Origin of the sequence: Comamonas odontotermitis (genome assembly GCF_014207855.1) — a bacterium.
Lineage (GTDB): Bacteria > Pseudomonadota > Gammaproteobacteria > Burkholderiales > Burkholderiaceae_C > Comamonas > Comamonas odontotermitis_A.
Genome location: NZ_JACHKZ010000025.1, coordinates 14,501 through 37,800, shown reverse-complemented (window position 1 = coordinate 37,800; position 23,300 = coordinate 14,501). Strand labels below are relative to the sequence as shown.

Annotated in this window: 18 protein-coding genes; 12 read left to right on the top strand and 6 right to left on the bottom strand. The window is 63.0% G+C overall.

All coding sequences use genetic code 11. The features are described from left to right. Nucleotides 1-9 precede the first annotated feature (9 nt). Nucleotides 10-567 carry a hypothetical protein gene (locus HNP33_RS16455; protein WP_184710401.1) on the top strand — a complete coding sequence of 186 codons (558 nt, stop codon included), beginning with the start codon at nucleotides 10-12 and terminating at the stop codon, nucleotides 565-567. 116 nt (nucleotides 568-683) lie between these two features. Then, nucleotides 684-2,018 (top strand): glycerate kinase type-2 family protein, encoded by a 1,335-nt coding sequence (locus HNP33_RS16450; protein ID WP_184710403.1) that lies wholly within the window; start codon nucleotides 684-686, stop codon nucleotides 2,016-2,018. A 71-nt stretch (nucleotides 2,019-2,089) separates the two neighbouring features. On the opposite strand, the gene HNP33_RS16445 is transcribed toward HNP33_RS16450, so the two are convergent. Then, nucleotides 2,090-3,007, bottom strand: a complete 918-nt coding sequence (locus HNP33_RS16445) for a LysR family transcriptional regulator (protein WP_184710405.1) — start codon at nucleotides 3,005-3,007, stop codon at nucleotides 2,090-2,092. Nucleotides 3,008-3,205: 198 nt separating this feature from the next. Between HNP33_RS16445 and gcl the strand changes: the two genes are divergently transcribed. The 7 genes from gcl to HNP33_RS16410 all read left to right on the top strand — a co-directional run bounded on the left by gcl (nucleotide 3,206) and on the right by HNP33_RS16410 (nucleotide 10,776). After that, entirely contained in the window at nucleotides 3,206-4,996 is a 1,791-nt protein-coding gene (gcl, locus tag HNP33_RS16440; RefSeq protein WP_184710407.1) for a glyoxylate carboligase, read from the top strand. A 32-nt stretch (nucleotides 4,997-5,028) separates the two neighbouring features. Continuing rightward, nucleotides 5,029-5,832 carry a hydroxypyruvate isomerase gene (gene hyi, locus HNP33_RS16435; RefSeq protein ID WP_184710409.1) on the top strand — a complete coding sequence of 268 codons (804 nt, stop codon included), beginning with the start codon at nucleotides 5,029-5,031 and terminating at the stop codon, nucleotides 5,830-5,832. Nucleotides 5,833-5,886: 54 nt separating this feature from the next. Beyond that, nucleotides 5,887-6,801 (top strand): 2-hydroxy-3-oxopropionate reductase, encoded by a 915-nt coding sequence (glxR, locus tag HNP33_RS16430; RefSeq protein ID WP_184710411.1) that lies wholly within the window; start codon nucleotides 5,887-5,889, stop codon nucleotides 6,799-6,801. A 176-nt stretch (nucleotides 6,802-6,977) separates the two neighbouring features. After that, nucleotides 6,978-7,673: a helix-turn-helix transcriptional regulator gene (locus tag HNP33_RS16425; protein WP_184710413.1), complete on the top strand. Its 696-nt coding sequence runs from the start codon at nucleotides 6,978-6,980 to the stop codon at nucleotides 7,671-7,673. A gap of 78 nt (nucleotides 7,674-7,751) precedes the next feature. Further along, nucleotides 7,752-8,402, top strand: a complete 651-nt coding sequence (locus tag HNP33_RS16420; RefSeq protein ID WP_233464564.1) for a glutathione S-transferase family protein — start codon at nucleotides 7,752-7,754, stop codon at nucleotides 8,400-8,402. A gap of 185 nt (nucleotides 8,403-8,587) precedes the next feature. Further along, entirely contained in the window at nucleotides 8,588-9,805 is a 1,218-nt protein-coding gene (gene gspF / locus HNP33_RS16415; RefSeq protein WP_184710417.1) for a type II secretion system inner membrane protein GspF, read from the top strand. Nucleotides 9,806-9,876: 71 nt separating this feature from the next. Continuing rightward, nucleotides 9,877-10,776 carry a 5'-nucleotidase gene (locus HNP33_RS16410; RefSeq protein WP_184710420.1) on the top strand — a complete coding sequence of 300 codons (900 nt, stop codon included), beginning with the start codon at nucleotides 9,877-9,879 and terminating at the stop codon, nucleotides 10,774-10,776. Nucleotides 10,777-10,898: 122 nt separating this feature from the next. On the opposite strand, the gene HNP33_RS16405 is transcribed toward HNP33_RS16410, so the two are convergent. From HNP33_RS16405 to HNP33_RS16390, 4 genes are all read right to left on the bottom strand, one after another. Continuing rightward, nucleotides 10,899-13,019 (bottom strand): TonB-dependent receptor domain-containing protein, encoded by a 2,121-nt coding sequence (locus HNP33_RS16405; RefSeq protein WP_184710422.1) that lies wholly within the window; start codon nucleotides 13,017-13,019, stop codon nucleotides 10,899-10,901. Between the two features lie 228 nt (nucleotides 13,020-13,247). Beyond that, on the bottom strand, nucleotides 13,248-13,727 hold the full coding sequence (locus HNP33_RS16400; protein ID WP_184749481.1) for a hypothetical protein: 480 nt from the start codon (nucleotides 13,725-13,727) through the stop codon (nucleotides 13,248-13,250). 114 nt (nucleotides 13,728-13,841) lie between these two features. After that, entirely contained in the window at nucleotides 13,842-14,342 is a 501-nt protein-coding gene (locus HNP33_RS16395; protein ID WP_184710426.1) for a DUF1854 domain-containing protein, read from the bottom strand. Between the two features lie 24 nt (nucleotides 14,343-14,366). Continuing rightward, the gene (locus HNP33_RS16390; protein ID WP_184710428.1) at nucleotides 14,367-16,715 is read right to left on the bottom strand and encodes an ABC transporter ATP-binding protein; all 2,349 of its coding nucleotides are present in this window, start codon (nucleotides 16,713-16,715) and stop codon (nucleotides 14,367-14,369) included. A gap of 232 nt (nucleotides 16,716-16,947) precedes the next feature. On the opposite strand from HNP33_RS16390, the gene cphA (HNP33_RS16385) reads away from it, so the two are divergent. The 3 genes from cphA (HNP33_RS16385) (at nucleotide 16,948) to HNP33_RS16375 (ending at nucleotide 22,436) form a co-directional block, all read left to right on the top strand. Further along, nucleotides 16,948-19,128 carry a cyanophycin synthetase gene (gene cphA / locus HNP33_RS16385; protein WP_184710430.1) on the top strand — a complete coding sequence of 727 codons (2,181 nt, stop codon included), beginning with the start codon at nucleotides 16,948-16,950 and terminating at the stop codon, nucleotides 19,126-19,128. Between the two features lie 95 nt (nucleotides 19,129-19,223). Then, nucleotides 19,224-21,803: a cyanophycin synthetase gene (gene cphA / locus HNP33_RS16380; protein WP_184710432.1), complete on the top strand. Its 2,580-nt coding sequence runs from the start codon at nucleotides 19,224-19,226 to the stop codon at nucleotides 21,801-21,803. Between the two features lie 144 nt (nucleotides 21,804-21,947). Then, entirely contained in the window at nucleotides 21,948-22,436 is a 489-nt protein-coding gene (locus HNP33_RS16375) for a CreA family protein (RefSeq protein ID WP_184710434.1), read from the top strand. A gap of 42 nt (nucleotides 22,437-22,478) precedes the next feature. On the opposite strand, the gene HNP33_RS16370 is transcribed toward HNP33_RS16375, so the two are convergent. Further along, nucleotides 22,479-23,297 (bottom strand): M55 family metallopeptidase, encoded by an 819-nt coding sequence (locus HNP33_RS16370; RefSeq protein WP_184710436.1) that lies wholly within the window; start codon nucleotides 23,295-23,297, stop codon nucleotides 22,479-22,481. Nucleotides 23,298-23,300: the final 3 nt, after the last annotated feature.

Here is a 23,300-nt window from a genome sequence, read left to right as displayed (position 1 = left end):
GCTTGGGGCATGTCCGTCTCCTCACGATTTGCCCCGACCCGGGTGTTGAGCGCCAGCGTGCTGTGTACCTTGCTGGCAGCCTGCATCCAGCAGCCGCCCGAAGACCCGCCCGCCGCATCCGCACCTGCGCAGCCGCAGGTGGCAGCTGCGCCTGCGTCACCGGCTGCCAACGAAGACCCCGCGCTTGCAGCGCACATGAAGACGCCGGAGTTCCGCCGCGAATACCGCACCAAGCAGGAACAGCTGCAGAACGAAGCCCAGATCCAGGAAAGCGCTCCCTGGCTGGGACACACAGGCCTGAGCGATGCACAGGAGCGCTCGCTGCCGCGCTATGTGCGCATGGAGCTGGGTCAGACTCTGCAGGACACCAATGCCGTCCAGGCCCAGGATCTGGAATACATGGGCAATTACCCTGAGCCGGATGGCACGGTGTATTACTGGCGCATTCCTGACAAGGCCAACGCCCACGGAGATACGCACGCCGGCCCAGCCTATGCCTACATCCGAAAAGGCACGGACGGCGTGTACTACACCGACTGGGGCAACCGCACACCGCCGCTTGGCTGATCGGTCTCACGGCGCGGCGTGCGCAGGCCCTTGCAGGAATAACGCATATTCCACCCATGGCTGGTGGCTGCTTTCATGGTGGCTGCTTTCATAATAGGCAGCGGAGACACCACACCATGAACAACGCACCGCACCCCGTGCTGGCCGATCCCCGGCGCGATCCCCAGCAGTTTCTTCTGGACCTGTACCGCACCGCCGTGCAACGTGCACAGCCCCTGCACACCATGGCGCAGCACCTGCCAAAGCCACCCAAAGGGCGCACGGTGGTGCTGGGCGCAGGCAAGGCAGGCGGCTCCATGGCCCAGGCGCTCGAAGCATTGTGGCCCCACGATGCACCGCTGTCAGGCCTGGTTGTCACGCGCTACGAGCACATTCCGCCGCGCCCCCAAGGGCTGCCACAGCGCCTGGAGGTGGTGGAAGCCGCGCACCCCGTGCCCGATGCGGCGGGCCTTGCTGCAGCCGAGCGCATACTGGCGCTGACCGAAGGCTTGACGGCGGACGATCTGGTGCTGTGCCTCATCTCGGGCGGCGGATCGGCCCTGCTCACACTTCCCGCCGATGGCATTGACCTGCAGGAAAAGCAGCGCATCAACAAGGCGCTTTTGGAGAGCGGCGCCGCCATCAGCGAGATGAACTGCGTGCGCAAGCACCTCTCGCGCATCAAGGGCGGGCGCCTTGCTGCGGCCTGCCACCCGGCCAAGGTGGTGACACTGACCATCAGCGACGTGCCTGGCGACGATCCTTCGATCATCGCCAGCGGCCCCACGGTGCCGGACGCTTCGACCTGTGCCGATGCGCTGGCCATCCTCAACCGCTACCAGATCAGCATCCCCGACTCCGTGCGCGCTGCGCTGGAAGACGGGACACTGGAAACCCCCAAACCCGGCGATCCACGCTTTGCGGGCCACGAGGTCCACCTGATCGCCACGCCCCAGCAATCGCTGGATGCCGCCGCCGCTGCTGCGCGCTCGGCTGGTATCGCCGCGCATGTACTGTCTGACGAGATCGAAGGCGAATCGCGCGAAGTAGGCAAGGTACATGCCGCCATGGCACGCGCCGTTGCCCGCCATGGCGCACCGTTTGCCAGGCCTTGCGTCATTCTCTCGGGTGGCGAGACGACGGTGACCATCCGCCCGCGCCAGCCCGGCGCGGCCAAGGGACGCGGGGGTCGCGCAGGAGAGTTCTGCATGGGCCTGGCGCAAGCACTGCAGGGCCAGGAAAGGGTCTGGGCCCTGGCCGCCGATACCGATGGCATCGATGGTGTGGAAGACAATGCTGGCGCCCGCGTGGCACCAGACACCCTGCAACGCGCAGCAGACAAGAATCTGCGTATCAGCGACCATCTGGACCGCAACGATGCCTACGGTTATTTCCAGGTACTGGATGACCTGGTGGTTACCGGGCCAACGCATACCAACGTCAACGATTTTCGAGCGATTCTGGTGCTTTGATTGCTTTTATTTTTATAGCAATTTCTGCTTGATTGACAAGCGCCTCAAAGCATCACAACTTTCGCTTTCTGCTAACCCCCATTGGACAGATTCTCCCACCAGGCGGCATCGAACGTGCCTTGCAAAAAGGCAATAAATGACTGCACCTTCTGCGGCACAAGGCGCGGTGACGGGTAGACGGCGTGAATCTCCTGCTCGGGCAGGCGGCAGGTCTTGAGCACCTCGACCACGCGGCCGGCTTTCAGCGATTCATGGGCCACATAACGCGGCAACGCCGCAATGCCCATGTGCGAGCGCGCGGCAGCCAACAGAGCCGATAGATTGTTGGAGCGCAAGCGCCCCGTCACGGGCACCGAGACCGGCTCGCCGCTGGCATTGCGCAGCCGCCAGATATCGTTGCCCTGCACGCTGCTGTAGATCAGCGCAGAGTGCTCTTTCAGATCGGATGGCCTGCGGGGCGTACCGTGCTTGCGCAGATACGATGGCGACGCCACCAGCGTCCACGGATTCACGCCCAGCATGCGCGCGCCCAGCGATGAATCGGCCAGCTTGCCCAGGCGCAGCGCTACATCAATGCCATTGGCCACCAGATCGGTGTAGCGGTCCTCAAAGCTCAGGTCCACCTGCACCTGGGGGTTGTGCTTCATGAACTCCATCGCGAGCGGAATCAACACACGCCGCCCGAAAGCGACCGAGCTGCCAATGCGCAACTGGCCTTGCACCTGGGTCTGCCGCACCTTGACTACATTCTCGGCCTCGGCCACATCGCTCACGATGAGCTTGCATTTTTCATAGTAAAGCGCGCCAGCCTCGGTCAGGCTCACGCCGCGCGTGTTGCGGTTGAGCAGGCGCACTTTCAACCGCGCCTCCATCGCCGCAACCTGCTTGGTCACGGTGGGCTGGGTGGTGGAGAACTCCTGCGCCACCTTGGTAAAGCTGCCGGTTTCCACCACGCGCACAAACATGTGCATGGCATCGAGTCTGTCCATGATTTTGTCTCCTTGGAATGTTTGGCTCGGACCGCGCGCAATGCCGCTTGCGCATCTGAATCGCAGATACGGCCAGCGCTTCGATCCATGCTGAACACTCTTATATATTCTTGAGTGGAATAAATTTTATGGTCTGCATGCGCCTTCCGGCAAGCGTTTGTCTTCAATACAGTCAATCCCAGTTGTAAAGGAGACCTCATGGCCAAAATGAAAGCAATCGAAGCCGCAGTCCGCGTGCTCGAAAAAGAAGGTGTGACTGTTGCGTTCGGCGTGCCCGGCGCTGCAATCAATCCGCTGTATGCAGCAATGAAGGACCACGGCGGCATCGGCCATATCCTGGCCCGCCACGTCGAGGGCGCGAGCCACATGGCCGAAGGCTATACCCGTGCCGTCGCAGGCAACATCGGTGTATGCATCGGCACCAGCGGCCCGGCCGGCACCGACATGATCACCGGCCTGTACTCGGCCAGTGCCGACTCCACCCCGATTCTATGCATCACCGGCCAGGCGCCACGCGCTCGCCTGCAGAAAGAAGACTTCCAGGCCGTGGACATTGCATCCATCGCCAAGCCCGTCACCAAGTGGGCCACCACCGTGCTGGAGCCTGCCCAGGTGCCCCGCGCCTTCCAGCAGGCATTCCACCTGATGCGTTCGGGCCGCCCCGGCCCCGTGCTGATTGATCTGCCCATCGATGTGCAACTGGCCGAGATCGAATTCGACATCGACACCTACGAGCCGCTGCCAGCCTACAAGCCCGCAGCCTCGCGCAAGCAGGCCGAAAAGGCCATCGAGATGCTCAACGCCTCCGAGCGTCCGCTGATCGTCTCCGGTGGTGGAGTCATCAATGCCGACGCAGCGGATCTGCTTGTGGAGCTGGCTGAGACGCTGAATGTGCCCGTGATTCCCACACTGATGGGCTGGGGCACCATCCCTGACGATCACCCGCTGATGGCAGGCATGTGCGGCCTGCAGACCAGCCACCGCTATGGCAACGCCACCATGCTGGCATCGGATTTCGTGTTCGGCATCGGCAACCGCTGGGCCAACCGCCATACCGGCTCGGTCGATGTGTACACCAAGGGCCGCAAATTCATCCATGTCGACATTGAGCCTACGCAGATCGGCCGCGTGTTTGCACCCGACTATGGCATCGTCTCGGACGCCAAGGCGGCGCTGGAGCAATTCGTTGCCGTGGCCAGGGAATGGAAAGCCGCTGGCAAGCTCAAGGACCGCAGCGTCTGGGTGTCCGAATGCCAGGGCCGCAAGAACAGCATCGAATACCTGCGCAAGACCAACTTCGACAACGTGCCGATGAAGCCCCAGCGCGTGTACCAGTGCATGAACCGCTCGCTGGACCGAGACACGACTTATGTGTCCACCATCGGACTGTCGCAGATTGCAGGCGCCCAGTTTCTGCATGTGTACAAGCCCCGCAACTGGATCAACTGCGGCCAGGCCGGCCCGCTGGGCTGGACCACGCCTGCGGCCCTGGGTGTGCGCGTGGCCGATCCCAAGCGCAAGATCGTGGCCCTGTCAGGCGACTACGACTTCCAGTTCATGATCGAGGAGCTGGCTGTGGGTGCGCAGTTCAAACTGCCCTATGTGCACGTGCTGGTCAACAACAGCTACCTGGGTCTGATCCGCCAGGCGCAGCGCGCCTTCAGCATCGACTACTGCGTGCAGCTCGCCTTCGACAACATCAACATGGGTGAAGACGAAGCCGCACGCGGCTACGGCGTGGATCACGTCAAGGTCGTTGAAGGCCTGGGGTGCAAGGCCATCCGGGTGCACCGCCCCGAAGATTTTGCCCCCGCCATGCAACAGGCAGAAGCCTGGATGGCCGAGCACCAGACCCCGGTCGTTATCGAATGCATTCTGGAGCGTGTGACCAATATCGCCATGGGCACCGAAATCGACAACGTGGTCGAGTTCGAGGGCCTCGCCGCAGACAAGGCCGATGCCCCCAGCGCGCTCGCCCTGCTGGATTGATTGACCGTTCGCTTTTTCACTGGAGTTTTGCCATGCCCCGTTTTGCTGCCAACCTCAGCATGCTGTTTACCGAGGTACCGTTCCTCGATCGTTTCGAGCGCGCCGCCAATGCAGGTTTTGAAGCCGTTGAATTTCTGTTCCCCTATGCCCACACGGTCGAAGAAATCCAGGAGCGACTCAACGCCACCGGCCTGCAGATCGTGCTGCACAACCTGCCTGCTGGCGACTGGGATGCGGGTGAGCGCGGCATCGCCTGCGACCCCAGGCGCGTGGATGAATTCCGCGCCGGTGTGGCCAAGGCCGTGACCTATGCCCACGCGCTGGGCGTGCCTCAGCTCAACTGCCTGGCCGGCAAGGTGCCTGCAGGTGTAGACACCGCCACGCTGCGCCGCACCTTCGTCGAAAACCTGCGCTTTGCTGCAGCCGCGCTCAAGATGGCCAACCTGCGCCTGCTGGTGGAGCCCATCAACCCGTTCGACATTCCCGGCTTTTATCTGAACCGCACGGACCAGGCGCTGGACATTCTGGACGAGGTGGGCGCCGCCAATGCCTTTGTGCAGTACGACATCTACCATGCCCAACGCACCGAAGGCGAGCTGGCCGCCACCCTGCAAAAGCACCTGGCCCGCATTGGCCATGTGCAACTGGCCGACAACCCGGGCCGCAACGAGCCGGGCTCGGGCGAAATCAACTACCCCTTCCTGTTCTCGCACCTGGACCGCATTGGCTACACCGGCTGGGTCGGCTGCGAATACAAGCCCGCCAGGGACACCGAATCCGGTCTGCGCTGGATCGAGACTGTTGCAGGCCAGAAAGGCGCTGCAGTTGCAATCTGACAAACGCCACCCGCTGTAGAAATTGATATTCAAGAAAACCAAGGAGATCTCTTCATGAACGCAACGCCCCTCAAACTGGGTTTCATCGGCCTGGGCATCATGGGTGCGCCCATGTGCAACCACCTCATTGCGGCCGGCCACCAACTGTTCGTCAATACCCGGGGGAAGATGCCTGCGAACATTGCAGAAAGCAGCGCCACCCAATGCACCACCGTGCGCGGCGTGGCCGAGCGCGCCGACATCATCTTCGTGATGGTGCCCGACACCCCCGATGTCGAGGAGGTGCTGTTCGCCGAAGACGGGCTGGCCTCAGGCCTCAAGGGCAGCACCGACAAGATCGTGGTCGACATGTCCTCCATCTCGCCAGTCGCCACCAAGGAATTTGCCAAGCGCATCCAGGCGCTGGGCGTTCAGTACCTGGACGCACCCGTCTCTGGCGGCGAAGTGGGCGCCAAGAATGCCACGCTGTCCATCATGGTCGGCGGCCCGGACGCCGCCTTCGAGCGCGTCAAGCCGCTCTTTGAGAAGATGGGCAAGAACATCACGCTGGTGGGCGGCAACGGCGACGGCCAGACCGCCAAGGTCGCCAACCAGATCATCGTGGCACTGAATATCGAGGCCGTGGCCGAGGCATTGCTGTTCGCATCGCGCGCTGGCGCCGATCCTGCCCGCGTGCGCGAAGCACTGCTGGGTGGCTTCGCTTCTTCCAAGATTCTGGAAGTGCATGCCGAGCGGATGATCAAGCGCACCTTCGACCCGGGCTTTCGCATTGCACTGCACCAGAAGGATCTGAACCTCGCCTTGTCCAGCGCGCGCCAGCTGGGCGTGTCGCTGCCCAACACGGCCCAGGCGCAGGAGTTGTTCAACAGCTGCGTGGCGCATGGCGGCGCGGGCTGGGACCATTCAGGCCTGGTGCGCGCATTGGAGATCCAGGCTAATTTCGAGATCGGGCAGAAGGCACCGGCTTAAAGACCTCTGAAATTTGCGAGTGAAGGGCCGGCAGACAAAGTCGGCCTTTTTTGATGGCATGAATGATTCAGAGAGAAACCGTTTCCCTCCTTTCCCTCTTTCCCCAATGAGGGCCGGCCAACCATTTTTGCGCCGCTCTCCACCGGCATCCGGCACAGGCACGCTATGCTTGCGCCATGTCCCGCTCTGCCCGCCTACTGCGATTGCTCGATCTGCTGCGCCGCGCGCGCCAGCCACAAACCGGGCCAGCGCTGGCCCAGACGCTGGACATCAGCCTGCGAACGCTCTACCGCGATATTGGCACCCTGCGCGATCAGGGCGCAGACATTCTGGGAGACCCCGGGCTGGGTTTTGAAATGCGCCCCGGCTTTTTGCTGCCGCCGCTGATGTTCACGCCAGACGAGCTGGAAGCGCTGATGCTGGGCGCTCAATGGGTCGGCAACCAGGCAGACGGACAATTGGCTGCCGCTGCCGCTTCGGCATTGGGGCGTATCCGCGCGAATTTGCCCATGGATTTGCGCATAGAACTCGATACCAGCGGCCTGTTGGTTCCCAGCACGCAGGCCATTCCTCAAGAGCCCTGGCAAGGCCCTCTGCGGGCGGCCATACGCAGTCAGCACAAGGTATTGCTGCACTACCGCGACCAGAAAGACCAGACAAGCGAGCGGCGCGTCTGGCCATTTGCCATGGGGTTTTTTGAGCATGTCCGGGTCCTGGCCGCGTGGTGCGAACTGCGCCAGGACTTTCGCCATTTCCGGGCCGACCGCGTGCTGGAGGTGGAAATTCTGGCCGAACGCTATCCCGAATCGCGGGCTCGGCTCATCCAGCGCTGGTCCCGGCAGATGGGGCACAAAGCCGGACAACGCTGCTGACAGAATCTGTCAGTCCTCGTGCATACATTGCTTGCATGGCGGCGCCGCCATTCCATCGACACCTGAAGGATGAATGCAATGACACCCACAACTGATGTTTCTCTCCGCTTTTTCTTCCACCCACAATCACGTGCGCGTACCGTGCGCTGGATGCTCGAAGAATGCGAAGCCCGCTATGACCCTGTCCAGCTGGAATTCGGTACCTCCATGAAATCTGCCGAGTACCTGCGCATCAATCCGCTGGGACAAGTTCCCACCTTGATGGATGGTGATACGGTCATCACCGAGACCGCCGCCATTCTTGCCTATCTGGCAGACAAATTCCCTGAAAAGCACCTGGCCCCGCCCCTGGGCAGCACGGCGCGCGGCGAATACTACCGCTGGCTGTTTTTTGTGGCGGGTGCGGCAGAAGCCACCACGGCCAGAATGTATGGCTGGCTGCAGGAGCCCGCACAATGGCGCTCGGCTGCACCGGGCTTTGGCCAATTCGATGCAGTGGTGCAGACGCTGGAGAAGGCTGTGAGCGGGAGGCAGACGCTCTGCGAAAACCACTTCAGCGCTGCGGATGTGTACATGGCAAGCTATCTGGGCTGGGGCATGGCGGTGGGTGCGCTGCCGCAGAAGGAGGCATTCCTGGCCTACGCAACACCACTGCTGCAGCGCCCGGCATCGGTGCGCAGCAATGCGCTCGATGGCCCGATTGCCCCCAAACCCTCTGCAGCCGCTTAAAGCGATAACCCTTCCAGCGCGCACCCCGTGTGCGCTTTATCGCCCAAAGATATCGCAAATGCGGTTTCTGCACGCCATCGTGGAAGTGCATGTTGCCGTTCCATTGCCGTGCCATCGTCGTGCCATGGGGATCAGGCACAATAGGCCGGGTGTGGCCGGTGCCACCTTGTTCCACTCAGCCACCCATGCCAGCTTTTTCGTACGAAGTTCTAGACGCCCAGGGCCAGACCCGCAAGGGCATGATCGAGGCCGACAGCGCCAAGGCAGCGCGCAATCAGTTGCGCGCCCAGGCCATGGTGCCGCTGGTCGTCGAGCCCGCCTCCGGCAGCGACGACACAACGCCCGGCGCATCGCGCAGCCGCCGCTCGGTCTTCAACGCCACAGGGCTGGCGGTCTGGACGCGTCAGCTCGCGGGCCTGATCACCTCTGGCCTGCCGCTGGAGCGGGCGCTCACCGCGCTGATGGAGGAGATCGACAGCGAACCCCAGCGGCAACTGGTGGCCAGCCTGCGTGCCGAGGTGAATGGCGGATCGACCTTTGCCAACGCCTTGGGGCTCTATCCACGCGATTTTTCGCAGATCTACCGCGCCGTGATCGATGCAGGCGAGCACAGCGGCCACCTCGACCGCGTGCTGGAGCGCCTGGCCGACGACCTGGAGGAGCGCGAACAACTCAAGAACAGCCTGGTGGGCGCTGCGCTCTATCCGGCCATCGTCACCTGCTTTGCCTTTGTGGTGGTGATGGTGCTGATGAGCTATGTGGTGCCGCAGGTTGCCGAGGTATTTGCCGGCACCAAACATGCGCTGCCGATGCTCACCCGCATCATGCTGGCTTTCAGCGCGCTGATTCGCCACTGGTGGTGGCTGGCAGCGGGTGTGGCGGTGATAGGCACGGTGGTGCTGCGCCTGTCGTTGCGGCAGCCGCATTTTCGGCAGCGGTTTGATGCGGGATGGCTGCAGTTGCCCATCGTTGGCAAGTTGGCCCGTAATTACAACGCGGCGCGTTTTGCCTCTACGCTGGCCATGCTCAGCAACGCTGGTGTTCCTATCCTGAAAGCCCTGCAGGCTGCCGCGCAGACCGTGAACAACCAGGCCATGCGCCAGGATGCCATCGACGCGCTGGACATGGTGCGCGAAGGTGCGCCTCTGGCATCGGCCCTGGCGCAGAAGAAGCGCTACCCCGCGCTTTTGTCCATGTTTGCCCGCCTGGGTGAGCAGACCGGCGAGCTGCCGCAGATGCTGCAGCGCGTGGCCAACCAGTTGGCGGGCGATGTCAAGCGCCGGTCGATGCGCCTTGCAACCATTCTGGAGCCGCTGCTCATCGTGGGCATGGGCATCATTGTCGGCATCATTGTGATGGCGGTGCTGATGCCCATCATCCAGCTCAACCAGTTTGTGCGCTAGCGCATGTGCCGCTGTGCGGCCTTGCCCGTCTCACCGCATTTTTTGCCCCTTCTCAGTCCGTAGAGAAACCTATGCCCGTCACGCTCGATAACAAGCTCGTCGTTGCCATCTCGTCACGGGCACTGTTCAATTTTGAGGAAGAGAACCTCGTTTTCGAGCAGGGTAACGACCGCGCCTATGTCGCTCTGCAGATGCAGAGGCTGGACGTGCCTGCGCCTCCGGGCGTGGCGTTTTCACTGGTCAAGAAGCTCCTGGCCTTCAACAGCGGCACCGACCAGAAGGTGGAAGTGGTGCTCCTGTCGCGCAATGATCCCGTCAGCGGCATGCGTGTGTTTCGCTCCTGCAAGGCGCATGGGCTCGATTCGATCCAGCGCGGGGTGTTCACCCAGGGGCGCGATCCGTTCAGCTACCTCAAGCCGCTGGGCGCGCACCTGTTCCTCTCTGCCAATGCGGTGGACGTGCAGCAGGCGCTGCAGCTGGGTTTTCCGGCGGCGCGCGTGCTGACCGAATCGGTGCAGGCGCACGATGGCCATCCGCATGAAGTACGCATTGCCTTTGACGGCGATGCCGTACTGTTCTCCGACGAAGCCGAGCGCGTGTACCAGACCCAGGGCCTGGATGCTTTTCAGCGCCACGAAATCGAGCGCGCCTCGCACCCGCTGCCCGATGGGCCTTTCAAACCCCTGCTGGCGGCCCTGCATCGGCTGCAGCAGGATACGCAGAGCCAGATGCGCATCCGCACGGCGCTGGTGACGGCGCGTAGCGCACCTGCGCACGAACGCGCCATCCGCACACTGATGGACTGGAATATCGGCGTGGACGAAGCGATGTTTCTGGGAGGGCTGGCCAAGGGAGAGTTCCTGCGCGAGTTCGAGCCAGATTTTTTCTTTGACGACCAGACCGGCCACGTCAACAGTGCCGCACGCCATGTGCCTGCCGGTCATGTGAGCAGCGGGATTGCCAACACCTGAGGGCAGAAGCTGCCTGCGCCCCGGGCTTGAACAGCGTCTTCTTTTTTCAAAGCGAATGAAAAGAGCTGCAGGCGTCTTCCAACAAAGACGCCTGCAGCTCTTCTTCCATAGCAATCAAGCCATCAGAACTGCTTGACGAACCCCACCGTCACCGAGCGCCCACGCAGCGGCGCCGCGTTCTTGATGTACGAGGTATGCGCGTACGCGAGCTTGTCGGTCAGGTTGTCCACCTTCAGGTAAGCCTGCCATGGCGAGCCGTCGCTGGCACGGTCGTGGTAGCTCAGGCGCCAGCCCAGCATGCCATAACCGGGCGTTTCACTCTCGTACTCCGCCACCTTGTTCTGGCGCTTGACGAGCGTCCACTCTGCCTCACTGCGCCAATGCTCCCACTGGCCAGCCAGCCGCAGGCCAATGCGTGCGGGAGACAGGCGCGGGACGTGACTGCCGTCATCCAGCCTCGCATGCACCATATCGCCCCAGACCGTGGCACGCCAGTTCGCATTGATCTTGTGCTGCACCTTGGCCTCCAACCCGGTGAAGGTGGCCGTCTGCTGGCTGTATTGCAGCAGTTGCAGACCGTCCACCGCGTCCAGCGTCTTGCCGTAAATGTAGTTGGCAATGTGGTTGCGGTAGAGGTTGACACTGGCGATGGTGTTGCCTTGGGGATCGAACTTGCGCTCCAGCCCCAGATCGATGTTGTTGGAGCGCTCGGCGCGCAGCCTCGAATTGCCCAGCTCGTAGGTGGCCGTTGCCATGTGCAGGCCATTGGCATACAGCTCTTCGGCAGTCGGCATGCGGGTCGCGGTGGTGAGATGGCTCGTCAGGCGCCAGCCGGGCGCAAAGCGCCACCCTGCACCGATCGAAGCCGAAGTGCCGTGGTGGCTGCGGCGCTCGCCGCCCTCCACCTCGTCGGCATTGACACTTTGCCAGTCGTGGCGCACGGCGGCTTCAACGCTGACATCACCAAACCGCTGCTGCTCCATCAGGAACAGGCCATTCTGGCGAGTGACGGTGGGTTGAAGATAGGCCTCCTCCCCCACGGCGCTGAAGCGCCGGCGCGAGGTTTCCAGGCCGAACACGCCCGTCCACCCGGCAATGGGTTCGTGCACGGCTTCCAGGCGCAGATCGTGGGCGCGGTTGCGGAAGGTGGTGGCGACTGCGCCATCTTCGACTTCATCGTGCTTGTAATCCGTGACGCCGCCGCGCAGCCGAACGGCGCTGATCCCTGCTATGGGGTTGCGCCATTCACCGCGCAGATCGTAGCGCTCGCTCTGCAGCCGCACCACGGGCACATCGCCGCTTTCATGGTCGTGGTCGTGATCTTCATGGTCGCCGTCGCCATGGTCGTGCCCGCCGCAGTGCAGGTGCAGACCATGCAGGTGGCAGCCTTCGATACTGTGGTTGTGACCAGGCAGGCCGTAGTTTGCCGTCTGGCGCGTGTAGGCTGCGCCCAGGTAGCTGCCGTCATCTCCGATCCAGGAGAGGCCAATACTGCCATCATTGCCGCGCGAGCGACTGCCCGCAACCTTGCCGCCGCCTTCCCAGCCGCTGCCCACACGGTAGTCGTGCGCATTGCGCGCCATGCCCTCGGCATGAATGGCGAAATTGCCGCTGCCACCAGTTACCGACACCGCGCCCGCCGCACCGGCACCACCCGTACCCGCGCGCATTTCAACCTGGCCTTCGTAACCCTTTTTCGGCACGCTGGTGGGAATCTTGTCATCCAGCACGTTGACCACACCACCGATCGCACCCGCGCCATAGATCAGCGCCGATGGCCCTCGCAATACCTCGATCTGCCGGGCAAGCATGGGCTCCGTCGTCACCAGATGGTCGGGGCTCACGGTAGAGGCGTCCTGAATCGCCGCACCGCTTTGCAGTACCTTGACGCGCGCACCGTCCATGCCACGGATCACCGGACGGCTCGCCCCTGCGCCAAAGTGGGTGGCCTGAATGCCCGGCTCCCCTGACAAGGTATCGCCCAGGTTGGCGCCACGGCGCTGTACCAGCTCGTCGCCAGTGAGCACGTCGGCAGGCGTGGTCAGATCATCCACGCTGCGCGCCAGCGCGTCGGCCTGCACTGTCACCTGGCCCAACGTGACCTCTTCGGGCGATTGTTGCGTGTCCACCGCATTTTGTGCAAAGGCAGCGGTACTGGTGCACAGCGCAGCCACTGCGGCAACGATGGCCGGCTGTGCCAGGCCCATCGTGAAAGAAGAAAAATATTTGGAAGAATAAGACATGGCATGCCCAAGGGCCGCACGCCCGCATGCAACGCCAGCGGGCAGGCAACCAAAGATATGAAGAAACGGCCTGTTGCGCCTATGGATAGAGCGCCAAAAGCTACAAAATGAATAGCATTAATCCATTTCAGATCAGAGCATTGCGCGAGAGTGCGCAACGCGCCTCCCGGTACCACGCCCAGCAAAAGCCAGATGAGGCGGGTACAGCCGGCAGCGCAGATCCCTGATTCAAAAATGGAACATCGCCGTGGGCGGGCCACGTGCAAAGAACAGCGCCGGGCTCTGGCGCAACAGCACGGCACCCATGCAGGCATTGCGTACGGGTGCAAACAGCAGGGTGTGCAAGGCAGTGACCACACCAGCCATGGCGGGCCCCAATGCCAGATGGTGGAAAAGCTCGCAGTCCGCATTGCCATGCGCACCAAACCAGCGCTCAACACCGCCGGCCGCCGGATCGCCTGCCACCTTCTCTGCAGCACTATCTGCAGCGGCTTGGGCAACGCCAGGCACAGGCAGGCTGAGCGCATCGGTGCCGGTCTTCCATGCCGCCCTTGCACCCGGGGCATGGGCCACCTGGTGCATCTGACCGAGCATGGTCATGAACACCTGCAAGACACAGCACAACAGGAGCCAACGCACACCGGCCGCGCGCAGCCTTCCATGGGCCTGTCGGGCCATGAAGGAGCGGGGCGGGTGAAAACGGTACATGGGCGTGTGCGCGATGTAAATTGCCAATTATTGCAACAACGTTGCATTATTCCACATCGCGGGCATGAAAAAGGCCTGCATGGCAGGCCTGAATGGGTGGGCAGCGGCAAACGCCTACAAAAAGCGCTCCAGCAGCTTGCGCGACGCCTTGTCGAGCCGGGTGGTGTCAGGCAGTTTGTAGTGCACACCATCGGCCGAAGTGATCAGCAGGTTCTGGCGGCTGCCCAGCTTGCGGATGTCTTCTTCAGCCTTGAGGGTCATGCGTACCGGGCCACGGTCGGTCTCGACCTCCCAGATGCTGGGTACGGAGAAGGTCGAGACACTGAGAATTCGCTCGATCAGCGGCTGGAACTCGCGCGCGGCCAAGTCTTCATCCAACAGGGCGCGCGCTGCGGCGTCAACGGCATCGAGATCGGGAATCCACAGCGCTTCCTTGCCGTCTTCGGCAACCAGCGAGATGCCATGCACCGGGGCAGACAGCGGAAATGCGCGCACCGGGTTGACCACGGCGCTGGTTCCGTCTTCCTTTTGCAGCACCAGACGCCCAAAGGGGTTGCGCGACAGCGGCATTGGCGCATTCAACGGAGTGGCTGCAGGGGTAAGGTTCGTATTCATGCGGGTACTTTCTGCGCCGGGTGGTCAGGCGTTGTCATTCAGTGACTCGGCATTCGTCTTGGGAATGGCCTGCACGTCGTAGGTTACGCCAGCGGCGCGCACCGTCACTACGCCTGCGGCTTCGGCATCTTCTTCGGCACGGCGGGCCTGGGCCATGTACAGGCGCCAGTAGGCGCCTTCCTTGGCCATCAGTTCGTCGTGCGGGCCCACTTCCACGATCTCGCCGCGGTCCATCACCACCAGGCGGTCGGCCTTGCGCAGGGTGGACAGGCGGTGTGCAATCGCAATGGTGGTGCGGCCTTGCACCAGGTTGTCCAGCGCACGCTGGATTTCCTTTTCCGTTTCGGTATCGACGGCCGAAGTCGCCTCGTCGAGGATCAGGATGCGCGGATCGATCAGCAGTGCTCGGGCAATCGAGATGCGCTGGCGCTCGCCACCCGACAGGCCCTGGCCACGCTCACCCACCAGCGAGTCGTAGCCATGCGGCAGGCGCAGGATGAATTCGTGCGCGTGGGCCGCGCGGGCGGCAGCCACGATTTCTTCGCGCGTGGCCTGCGGCTTGCCATAGGCAATGTTTTCAGCAATCGTGCCAAAGAACAGGAACGGCTCCTGCAGCACCAGGCCGATGTTGCTGCGGTAATCCGACACCGCAATGCGGCGCACATCCACGCCATCGAGCTGGATCGAGCCGTCGGTCACGTCATAGAAGCGGCTGATCAGGTTGACCAGCGTGCTCTTGCCCGAGCCGCTGTGGCCCACCAGGCCAATCATCTCGCCAGGCTTGATCTGCAGGTTCAGATCCTTGATGACCGAGCGGCTGCCATAGCGGAAGCCCACGCTCTCCATGGTGATCGCGCCCTGCACCTTGCCCAGCTTGACCGGGTTGACCGGGTCGGGCACGTTGCTCACATGGTCCAGAATGTCGAAGATGCGCTTGGCGCCAGCGGCCGCCTTCTGCGTGACCGAGACAATGCGGCTCATCGAATCCAGGCGGGTGTAGAAGCGGCCTATGTAGGCGATGAACGCTGTCAGGATACCGACCGTGATCTGCTCGTTGGCCACCAGATAGATACCAAATGCCCAGACGATGAGCAGGCCGATCTCGGTCAGCAGCGTGACGGTGGGGGTGAACAGCGACCAGGTCTTGTTGACGCGGTCATTCGCTTCCAGATTGACCTGGTTGGCGTGGGCGAAGCGGTCGGCTTCGCGCTGCTCCTGGGCAAAGGCCTTGACCACGCGAATGCCGGGAATGGTGTCGGCCAGCACATTGGTCACCTCGGACCAGACGCGGTCGATCTTTTCAAAGCCGGTACGCAGCTTGTCGCGCACGGTATGGATCATCCAGGCAATGAAGGGCAGCGGCACCAGAGTCACCAGCGCCAACCAGGGGTTGATCGAGAACAGAATGACCGAAGTCATCACGATCATCAGCACATCGGTGGCGAAATCCAGCGCATTGAGCGACAGGAACAGGTTGATACGATCAGTCTCTGCACCAATGCGCGCCATCAGGTCGCCCGTGCGCTTGCTGCCGTAGAAATCAAGCGACAGCTTGAGCAGATGGTTGTAGGTAGTGGTGCGCAGATTGGCGCCAATGCGCTCGGACACGCGCGCCAGCACAAAGGTGCGCGCCCAGCCCAGCACCCAGGCCAACAGTGCAGACACCAGCAACGCCCCCAGGTAGAACATCACCAGGCTTTTGTCGATCTTCTCGCCGTTCTGGAACGGGATCAGGATCCTGTCCATCAACGGGATCGTCAGGTACGGTGCCACCATTTGGGCCGCTGTGGCCAGCAAGGTCAGCACAAAACCCAACAACAATTGCATTTTGTAGGGCTCAGCAAACCGCCACAGGCGCAGCAATACCCAGCTGGATGTGGGGGCGTTGTTCTGGCGGGCGCAGGCCGGGCATTCTTCGGCATCGGGTGGCAGCAAGGTTCCGCACACCTGACAGTGGGCGCGGTCGTCTTCCAGGTGCTGGTAGGCCTCGTTGCGCAGCAGGCGTTCGCGCTGCTGCTCGAACTTTTGCACCAGCCCCAGCACGGCGGTCTGGTGGCTCAAGGTCATGCGCCACAGACCCAGGCGCTGCGTGGTGTCGTGCAGTTCTAGATTGCCTACACCGCCGTGGTCATAGAAACGCACGCTCAAATCCGTAGCAAGCGCCCACTCGCTCCACTGTCGGGTCGTGGGATCGGCCACCAGAACGCGCTGTGAGGTCAGCACGATGAGCCCACTCGCAAAACGCAAATCGGCCCCCAAGTCAACGGGAGCGACGGCTAAAACGTTTTCTTGGGTATTGAGCTTGGCTCGCAGTTCGGCCCCCAAAGGGCCAGCAAAGAATGCTGAAGCATCCGCGGATTGGTGATTTTGCATATAGCGTTGTTTTTCCCCGCCCTTGGCGGTCGCAGCTGTCCAGCGATGCTGCCGGCAGGCCGCCTATTATTGCGGCGATACGGAATGACGTTGGCACCCGTCAATCTCCCCATTAACGCATGACCATGCATTTGGGCTGACAGCCCACCGCCTTGCCCAATTTGGGCGCACAATGCATTCCCATCGACGGCAATTCCCCAGAATTGTTACCAATGTTTATCCGCTGATTGATATGGCGAAACTCAACGACATCCAACTCTTGCGCACAACTTTCCTGCGTGGCCCCAGCGTCTGGACCTACCGCCCGGTACTGGAGGTCTGGCTTGATCTGGGAGAGCTGGAAGACTATCCGTCCAACAAGATTCCCGGTCTCAATGAACGCCTGACCAGCTGGCTGCCCGACCTGATCGAGCACACCTGCGGCGTCGGCGAGCGCGGCGGCTTCATTCAGCGCCTCGAAGGCGGCACGTGGATGGGCCATGTGCTGGAGCACGTGGTCATTGAACTGCTGAACCTGGCCGGCATGCCTGCAGAGTTCGGCCAGACGCGCGAGATCTCCAGGCGCGGCGTGTACCGTATGGTGTTCCGCTGCCCCGAAGAGGCCGTGGCCCGCGTGGCGCTGGAGCATGGCCACAAGCTGTTGATGGCGGCCATCAATGATGAGCCATTCGATCTCAAGCCCGCCGTGCATGCCATCAAGACGGCGATCAACGACCGTTACCTTGGCCCATCGACCGGCTGCATCGTCGATGCCGCCAGCGAGCGCCGCATTCCCCATATCCGCCTGAACGACGGCAACCTCGTACAACTGGGCTATGGCGCCGCACAGCGCCGCATCTGGACGGCTGAATCCGACCAGACCAGCGCGATTGCCGAAGGCATTGCCCAGGACAAGGATTTCACCAAGCGCCTGCTGGCCGCCTGCGGAGTGCCAGTGCCCGAAGGCCAGATCGTCGCCTCGGCCGAAGAAGCGTGGGAAGTCGCACAGGACATCGGCTTTCCCGTCACCGTCAAGCCATCAGACGGCAACCACGCCCGTGGCGTGACCCTGGAGCTGTCTGAAGAAGCAGACATCAAGGCCGCTTTTGCACTGGCAGAGCCCGAAGGCTCGGATGTCATCGTCGAAAAATTCATCGACGGCGTGGAACACCGCCTGCTGGTGGTGGGCGACAAGGTCGTCGCAGCCACCAAGGGCGAAACCGTGAGCGTGTACGGCAATGGCAAGGCCACGCTGCGCGAGCTGGTCGCCGTGCTGAACCAGGACCCGCGCCGCGGTCCTGAGCAGGAATATCCGCTCGACTGGATCAATCTGGAAGCCGGTGCCGTCAAGCTGGAGCTCAACCGCCAGCATGTCACCCCCGACAGCGTGATTCCCCAAGGCCAGAGCGTGCTGCTGCAGCGCAATGGCAACATGGCCATCGATTGCCTGGACGACGTGCACCCCGATGTGGCGTACTACGCTGTTCTCGCCGCAAAGATCGTGGGCCTCGATATCGCCGGCATGGACATGATTCTCAAGGATGTCTCCCAGCCCATGCAGGGCCAGGGCGCGATCCTGGAAGTCAACGCGGGCCCGGGCCTGCTCATGCACCTCAAGCCCACCAGCGGTGCGCCACGCCCTGTCGGCATGGCAATTGCCGATCACCTCTTCCCACGCGAAGACGGTCCTGGCGCTGGTCGCATTCCCATTGCTGGTATCGTCGGTACCCGCAACAATGCCTTCATCGCCCGCCTGGTGGGCTGGCTGCTGCAGCTGTCGGGCAAGGCCACCGGCGTTGCCAGCAGCGAAGGCATGTTCATCGCCAACCGCCAGACGCAAAAGACCAATACCGGCAACTGGGCTGGCGCCCACCGCCTGCTCACCAACCGGCTGGCCCAGGCCGCTGTCATCCAGACCACGGCCCGCTCGATCCTCGAAGAAGGCCTTGCCTACGACCGCTGCCTGGTCGGTGTAGTCACCGACATGGACGGCTACGAGCAACTGGCCGACCACGATGTGCTGGAGCCCGGCCAGATGCGCCGCGTGATGCGCACCCAGATCGATGTGGTGCTGGACGAAGGCGCAGGCGTGCTGAACGCCGACCTGCCCGAAGTGGCAGACCTCGCCGAGCTGTGCGACGGCGAAGTGATCCTGTATTCGACCGATGCCGGCAACGAAGCCGTAGCTGCCCACCGCGCCAACACCGAAGCCCAGCACGAAGGCGGCCGCGCCGTGTTCGTCAAGGGCAACAACGTGGTGCTGGCCACCGGCACGCAGGAACGCGTACTGGGCACGCTCGATGCGCTGTCGCTGCCCGGCGGCAAGAAGCCCGATACCCCTGCGCTGCTGGCTGCGATTGCAACAGCCTGGGCGCTCGATATCACGCCCGATCTGATCGGCGCGGGCATCAAGACCTTTGAATACCAAGTTTGAGCCTGCACCTCAATTGCTCCTATAAATATAGCTGCTACCGCTTACCCCAGAAGCGCAAATCAATACAAAGCTTGATATTCAGCTGAAAGAACACTATGCAGATCACCCGCACCCGAGCCCTGCGCGGCCCCAACCTCTGGACCCGCAGCACCGCCATCGAAACCGTCGTGCACTGTGACGACAGCGAACTGCTGTACACCGCCATGCCCGGCTTTGAAGAAAAGCTGCGCGCGCGTTTCCCCACCATTGGCACGCTGCAGCCGCACGGCGCGGCCCAGCAGCTGTCGCTGGCCTATGTGCTGGAGCGCGCTGCGCTGTCGCTGCAGGCCCAGGCTGGCTGCCCCGTTACCTTCAGCCGCACGCAAGAGACCGTGGAGCGCGGCACCTTCCAGGTGGTGGTCGAATACACCGAAGAAGCGGTGGGCAAGCTGGCCATGGAAAAGGCCGAGGCGCTGATCCAGGCCGCGCTGAACGACACCGCCTTTGATGCAGACGCCACGATTGCCCAATTGCGCGAGCTCGACGAAGACGACCGCATCGGCCCCTCCACCGGCGCGATTGTCGATGCCGCCGTTGCCCGGGGCATTCCTTTCCGGCGCCTCACCACCGGCTCGCTGGTGCAGCTGGGCTGGGGCTCGAAGGCCCGCCGCTTCCAGGCGGCAGAGCTCGATTCCACCAGCGCCGTCGCCGAATCGATTGCGCAGGACAAGGACCTGACCAAGCGCCTGCTGCACGCCGCAGGCGTGCCCGTGCCCATGGGTCGGCCCGTGGTCGATGTGGAAGACGCCTGGGCCGTGGCCCAGGAAGTGGGGCTGCCCGTCGTGGTCAAGCCCCAGGACGGTAACCAGGGCAAGGGCGTTGTGGTCAACATCACCACCCGCGAAGGACTGGAAGCCGCGTACAAGGTGGCAAGCGAGTTCGGCGACGAAATCCTGGTTGAGCGCTTTCTGCCCGGCCACGATTTCCGCATGCTGGTCGTTGGCGGCCAGTTGGTGGCAGCGGCACGCCGTGAACCGCCCCAGGTGCTGGGCGACGGCCAGCACACCATCCGTGAGCTGGTGAACATCGTCAACCAGGACCCGCGCCGCGGCTCGGGCCACGGCACGGCGCTCACCAAGGTTCGCCTCGATGACATCGCCATCGCCCGTATCGCCAGCGAAGGCCTCACGCCAGACAGCGTTCCCGCCCAGGGCCAGCGCGTGGTGTTGCGCAACAACGCCAACCTGTCCACCGGCGGCAGCGCCACCGATGTGACCGACGACGTGCACCCCGAGATTGCCGCCCGCGCCATTGAAGCCGCGCAGACCATCGGCCTGCACATCTGCGGCGTGGATGTGGTCTGCGAGACCATGCTCAAGCCGCTGGAAGAGCAAAGCGGCGGCATTGTCGAAGTCAACGCCGCTCCCGGCCTGCGCATGCACCTGGCGCCCTCGTTCGGCCGCCCGCGCAATGTTGGCGTGCCCATGGTCGACGAGCTGTTCGCTCCGGGTGACGATGGCCGCATTCCCGTGGTAGCAGTCACCGGCACCAACGGCAAGACCACCACCACGCGCGTGATCGCGCACCTGTTCACCTCGCACGGCTGGCGCACCGCCATGACCAACACCGATGGCGTGTGGGTCAACGGCCGCCAGATCGACAGCGGCGATTGCTCTGGCCCCAAGAGCGCCCGCAACGCCCTCGCCCACCCCGAAACCGATGCGGCCGTGCTCGAATGCGCGCGCGGCGGCATCCTGCGCGAAGGCCTGGGCTTTGACCGCTGCCAGGTGGCTGTCGTCACCAATGTGGGCGAAGGCGACCATCTGGGCCTGAACTACATCACCACCAAGGAAGATGTGGGCGTGCTCAAGCGCGTCATCGTGCAGAACGTGGCGCCCACCGGCTACGCCGTGCTGAACGCGGCTGATCCGCTCGTGGCCGCCATGGCCCATGTCTGCCCTGGCAAGGTCATCTTCTTTGCCGCCGACCGCCACCACCCCGTCATGGCCACGCACCGTGCCCAGGGCAGCCGCGTGGTCTACGTCGATGGCGACAGCATCGTGGCCGCCGAAGGCTCGTGGCGCGAATCCATTCCGCTGCGCGAGATTCCGCTCACCCGCAACGGCACCATCACCTTCCAGGTGGAAAACATCATGGCATCCATCGGCGCCGCCTGGGCAACGGGCTTGCCCTGGCAAACCATCCGCCGCGGGCTCGCGGGCTTCTTGAGCGACAGCGACAATGCGCCTGCCCGCTTCAATGTGATGGATTACAAGGGCGCCACCATCATTGCCGACTACGGCCACAACCCGGATGCCATGCGTGCGCTGGTACAAGCCGTGGAAGCCATGCCCGCCAAGCGCCGCAGCGTGGTCATCAGCGGTGCGGGCGACCGCCGCGACCAGGACATCATCGAGCAGACCCAGATTCTGGGCAAGGTGTTCGACGACGTGATCCTGTACCAGGATGCCTGCCAGCGGGGCCGCGAAGACGGCGAGGTACTCGCCCTGCTGCAAAAGGGTCTGCAAGGCGCGCCACGCACCAGTTACGTCACCGAGATCCACGGCGAATTCATCGCCATTGACCACGCGCTCTCGCGCCTGCAGCCGGACGACCTGTGCCTGGTGCTGGTCGACCAGGTGGAAGAAGCATTGGCACATCTGCGCAAGCACGTGGCAGAAGCCGCTCTGGCTTGAGAGACTGCGTAGCGGCTGCGCTGAAACCGCGCTGCCCCCCAAGATGCCGGTCTTGCCGGCATCTGCTATCAAAATAAAATACAAAATCCTTGACAGATGCGCGGCAGCGCAGATTTCAAGGATTTTTTACAGGAGTGTTCGATGATGCGATTTACCTCTTGCCTGCGCGCCATGCTGGTGGCCGGTGTTTGCGCTGCAGCAGGCCATGCCATGGCCAGCCCGGAAACCATCGGCTCGGTGGACACCGTCTTCAAGCTGGTCGGCCCCGACCACAAAATCGTCGTCGAAGCCTATGACGACCCCCAGGTCAAGGGCGTGACCTGCTATGTATCGCGCGCCAAGACCGGCGGCATCAAAGGCGGCCTGGGCCTTGCGGAAGACCGCTCCGAAGCGTCGATTGCCTGTGTGCAAGTTGGCCCCATCACCATCGAAAAGCCGATCAAGCAGCAGGATGAAGTGTTCAGCGAACGCACGTCGCTGCTCTTCAAGCGCCTGCGCGTGGTACGCATGGTCGACACCAGCCGCCATGCGCTGGTCTACATGACCTATTCCGACCGCGTGATCGAAGGCTCGCCACAGAACAGCGTGACGGCGGTGCCGGTACCCGCTGCGGTGCAGATACCTGTACGCTGAGCAACGCCGCGGCTGCTGCACGAAGCACCGTGGTGCAGCGGCCTAACGGAGCATTGACGACATGGCCGACAGGCAGTTGATCATGCGCACGGCCGACTCGATCTCTGGCGCGCTGAAGCGCACCGTGCAGCCGTCCACACGCTCCAGCGTCGGCCACTGGCAGAACAGATCGGCCATGCCCGGCGATGTGGCCGTGATCTCCACCTGCACCGGACTGGCAGCCAGGAGCGGCTGACATTGCGCGCGCTGCGCCAATGCCAGCACCACCCCCTCACGAATGGCGGCCTGAGACTGCTCGGGCGACAGGCTGATGCCGCTCGCATGGCCCGTGGCGCGCTTGGTCTGCACAAACACGGCGCAGGGAAAGAGGGCCTCATTCTCTGCGCGCAGCACATCATCACCCGCCAGCATCACCACCGGCGCGCCATAGGCACCGGCCAGCGCGCCGTAAAGATGGGCTTCGCTGGCTGGCTGGCCATTGATGCACACACGCGCAAACGCAAAACTGTTGATGGTGTGCGCCAGAATGCCGCGCCCCTGCGCGCGCGAGTGGTAACCCACCATGCACACCGCATCCATGCCCAGCTCTACGCCTGCCACCATGCTCAGGTAACGCGGCTTGCCTTGAATCACCTGCGCCCGCGCATCCAGCAGATCGGGCGGCATATTGCGAAAGCCGCCATGCGAATCATTGACGAACACCTCGGTGGCCCCGGCTGCAAAGGCGCCATCAATCGCTGCATTGGCCTCCTGGGCCATCCAGCGGCGGGCGCGCTCGTACTCGGGGTTGCCGGCTCGCACCTGTTCGGCGTGGTAGACACCGGCCACGCCTTCGATATCAACAGAAATCAGTACTTTCATAGC

Bases quoted from the DNA above. Each gene is read 5' to 3' on its own strand.
- HNP33_RS16455 (WP_184710401.1), top strand. From the start codon at position 10: ATGTCCGTCTCCTCACGATTTGCCCCGACCCGGGTGTTGAGCGCCAGC.
- HNP33_RS16450 (WP_184710403.1), top strand. From the start codon at position 684: ATGAACAACGCACCGCACCCCGTGCTGGCCGATCCCCGGCGCGATCCC.
- HNP33_RS16445 (WP_184710405.1), bottom strand. From the start codon at position 3,007: ATGGACAGACTCGATGCCATGCACATGTTTGTGCGCGTGGTGGAAACC.
- gcl (WP_184710407.1), top strand. From the start codon at position 3,206: ATGGCCAAAATGAAAGCAATCGAAGCCGCAGTCCGCGTGCTCGAAAAA.
- hyi (WP_184710409.1), top strand. From the start codon at position 5,029: ATGCCCCGTTTTGCTGCCAACCTCAGCATGCTGTTTACCGAGGTACCG.
- glxR (WP_184710411.1), top strand. From the start codon at position 5,887: ATGAACGCAACGCCCCTCAAACTGGGTTTCATCGGCCTGGGCATCATG.
- HNP33_RS16425 (WP_184710413.1), top strand. From the start codon at position 6,978: ATGTCCCGCTCTGCCCGCCTACTGCGATTGCTCGATCTGCTGCGCCGC.
- HNP33_RS16420 (WP_233464564.1), top strand. From the start codon at position 7,752: ATGACACCCACAACTGATGTTTCTCTCCGCTTTTTCTTCCACCCACAA.
- gspF (WP_184710417.1), top strand. From the start codon at position 8,588: ATGCCAGCTTTTTCGTACGAAGTTCTAGACGCCCAGGGCCAGACCCGC.
- HNP33_RS16410 (WP_184710420.1), top strand. From the start codon at position 9,877: ATGCCCGTCACGCTCGATAACAAGCTCGTCGTTGCCATCTCGTCACGG.
- HNP33_RS16405 (WP_184710422.1), bottom strand. From the start codon at position 13,019: ATGTCTTATTCTTCCAAATATTTTTCTTCTTTCACGATGGGCCTGGCA.
- HNP33_RS16400 (WP_184749481.1), bottom strand. From the start codon at position 13,727: ATGTACCGTTTTCACCCGCCCCGCTCCTTCATGGCCCGACAGGCCCAT.
- HNP33_RS16395 (WP_184710426.1), bottom strand. From the start codon at position 14,342: ATGAATACGAACCTTACCCCTGCAGCCACTCCGTTGAATGCGCCAATG.
- HNP33_RS16390 (WP_184710428.1), bottom strand. From the start codon at position 16,715: ATGCAAAATCACCAATCCGCGGATGCTTCAGCATTCTTTGCTGGCCCT.
- cphA (WP_184710430.1), top strand. From the start codon at position 16,948: ATGGCGAAACTCAACGACATCCAACTCTTGCGCACAACTTTCCTGCGT.
- cphA (WP_184710432.1), top strand. From the start codon at position 19,224: ATGCAGATCACCCGCACCCGAGCCCTGCGCGGCCCCAACCTCTGGACC.
- HNP33_RS16375 (WP_184710434.1), top strand. From the start codon at position 21,948: ATGCGATTTACCTCTTGCCTGCGCGCCATGCTGGTGGCCGGTGTTTGC.
- HNP33_RS16370 (WP_184710436.1), bottom strand. From the start codon at position 23,297: ATGAAAGTACTGATTTCTGTTGATATCGAAGGCGTGGCCGGTGTCTAC.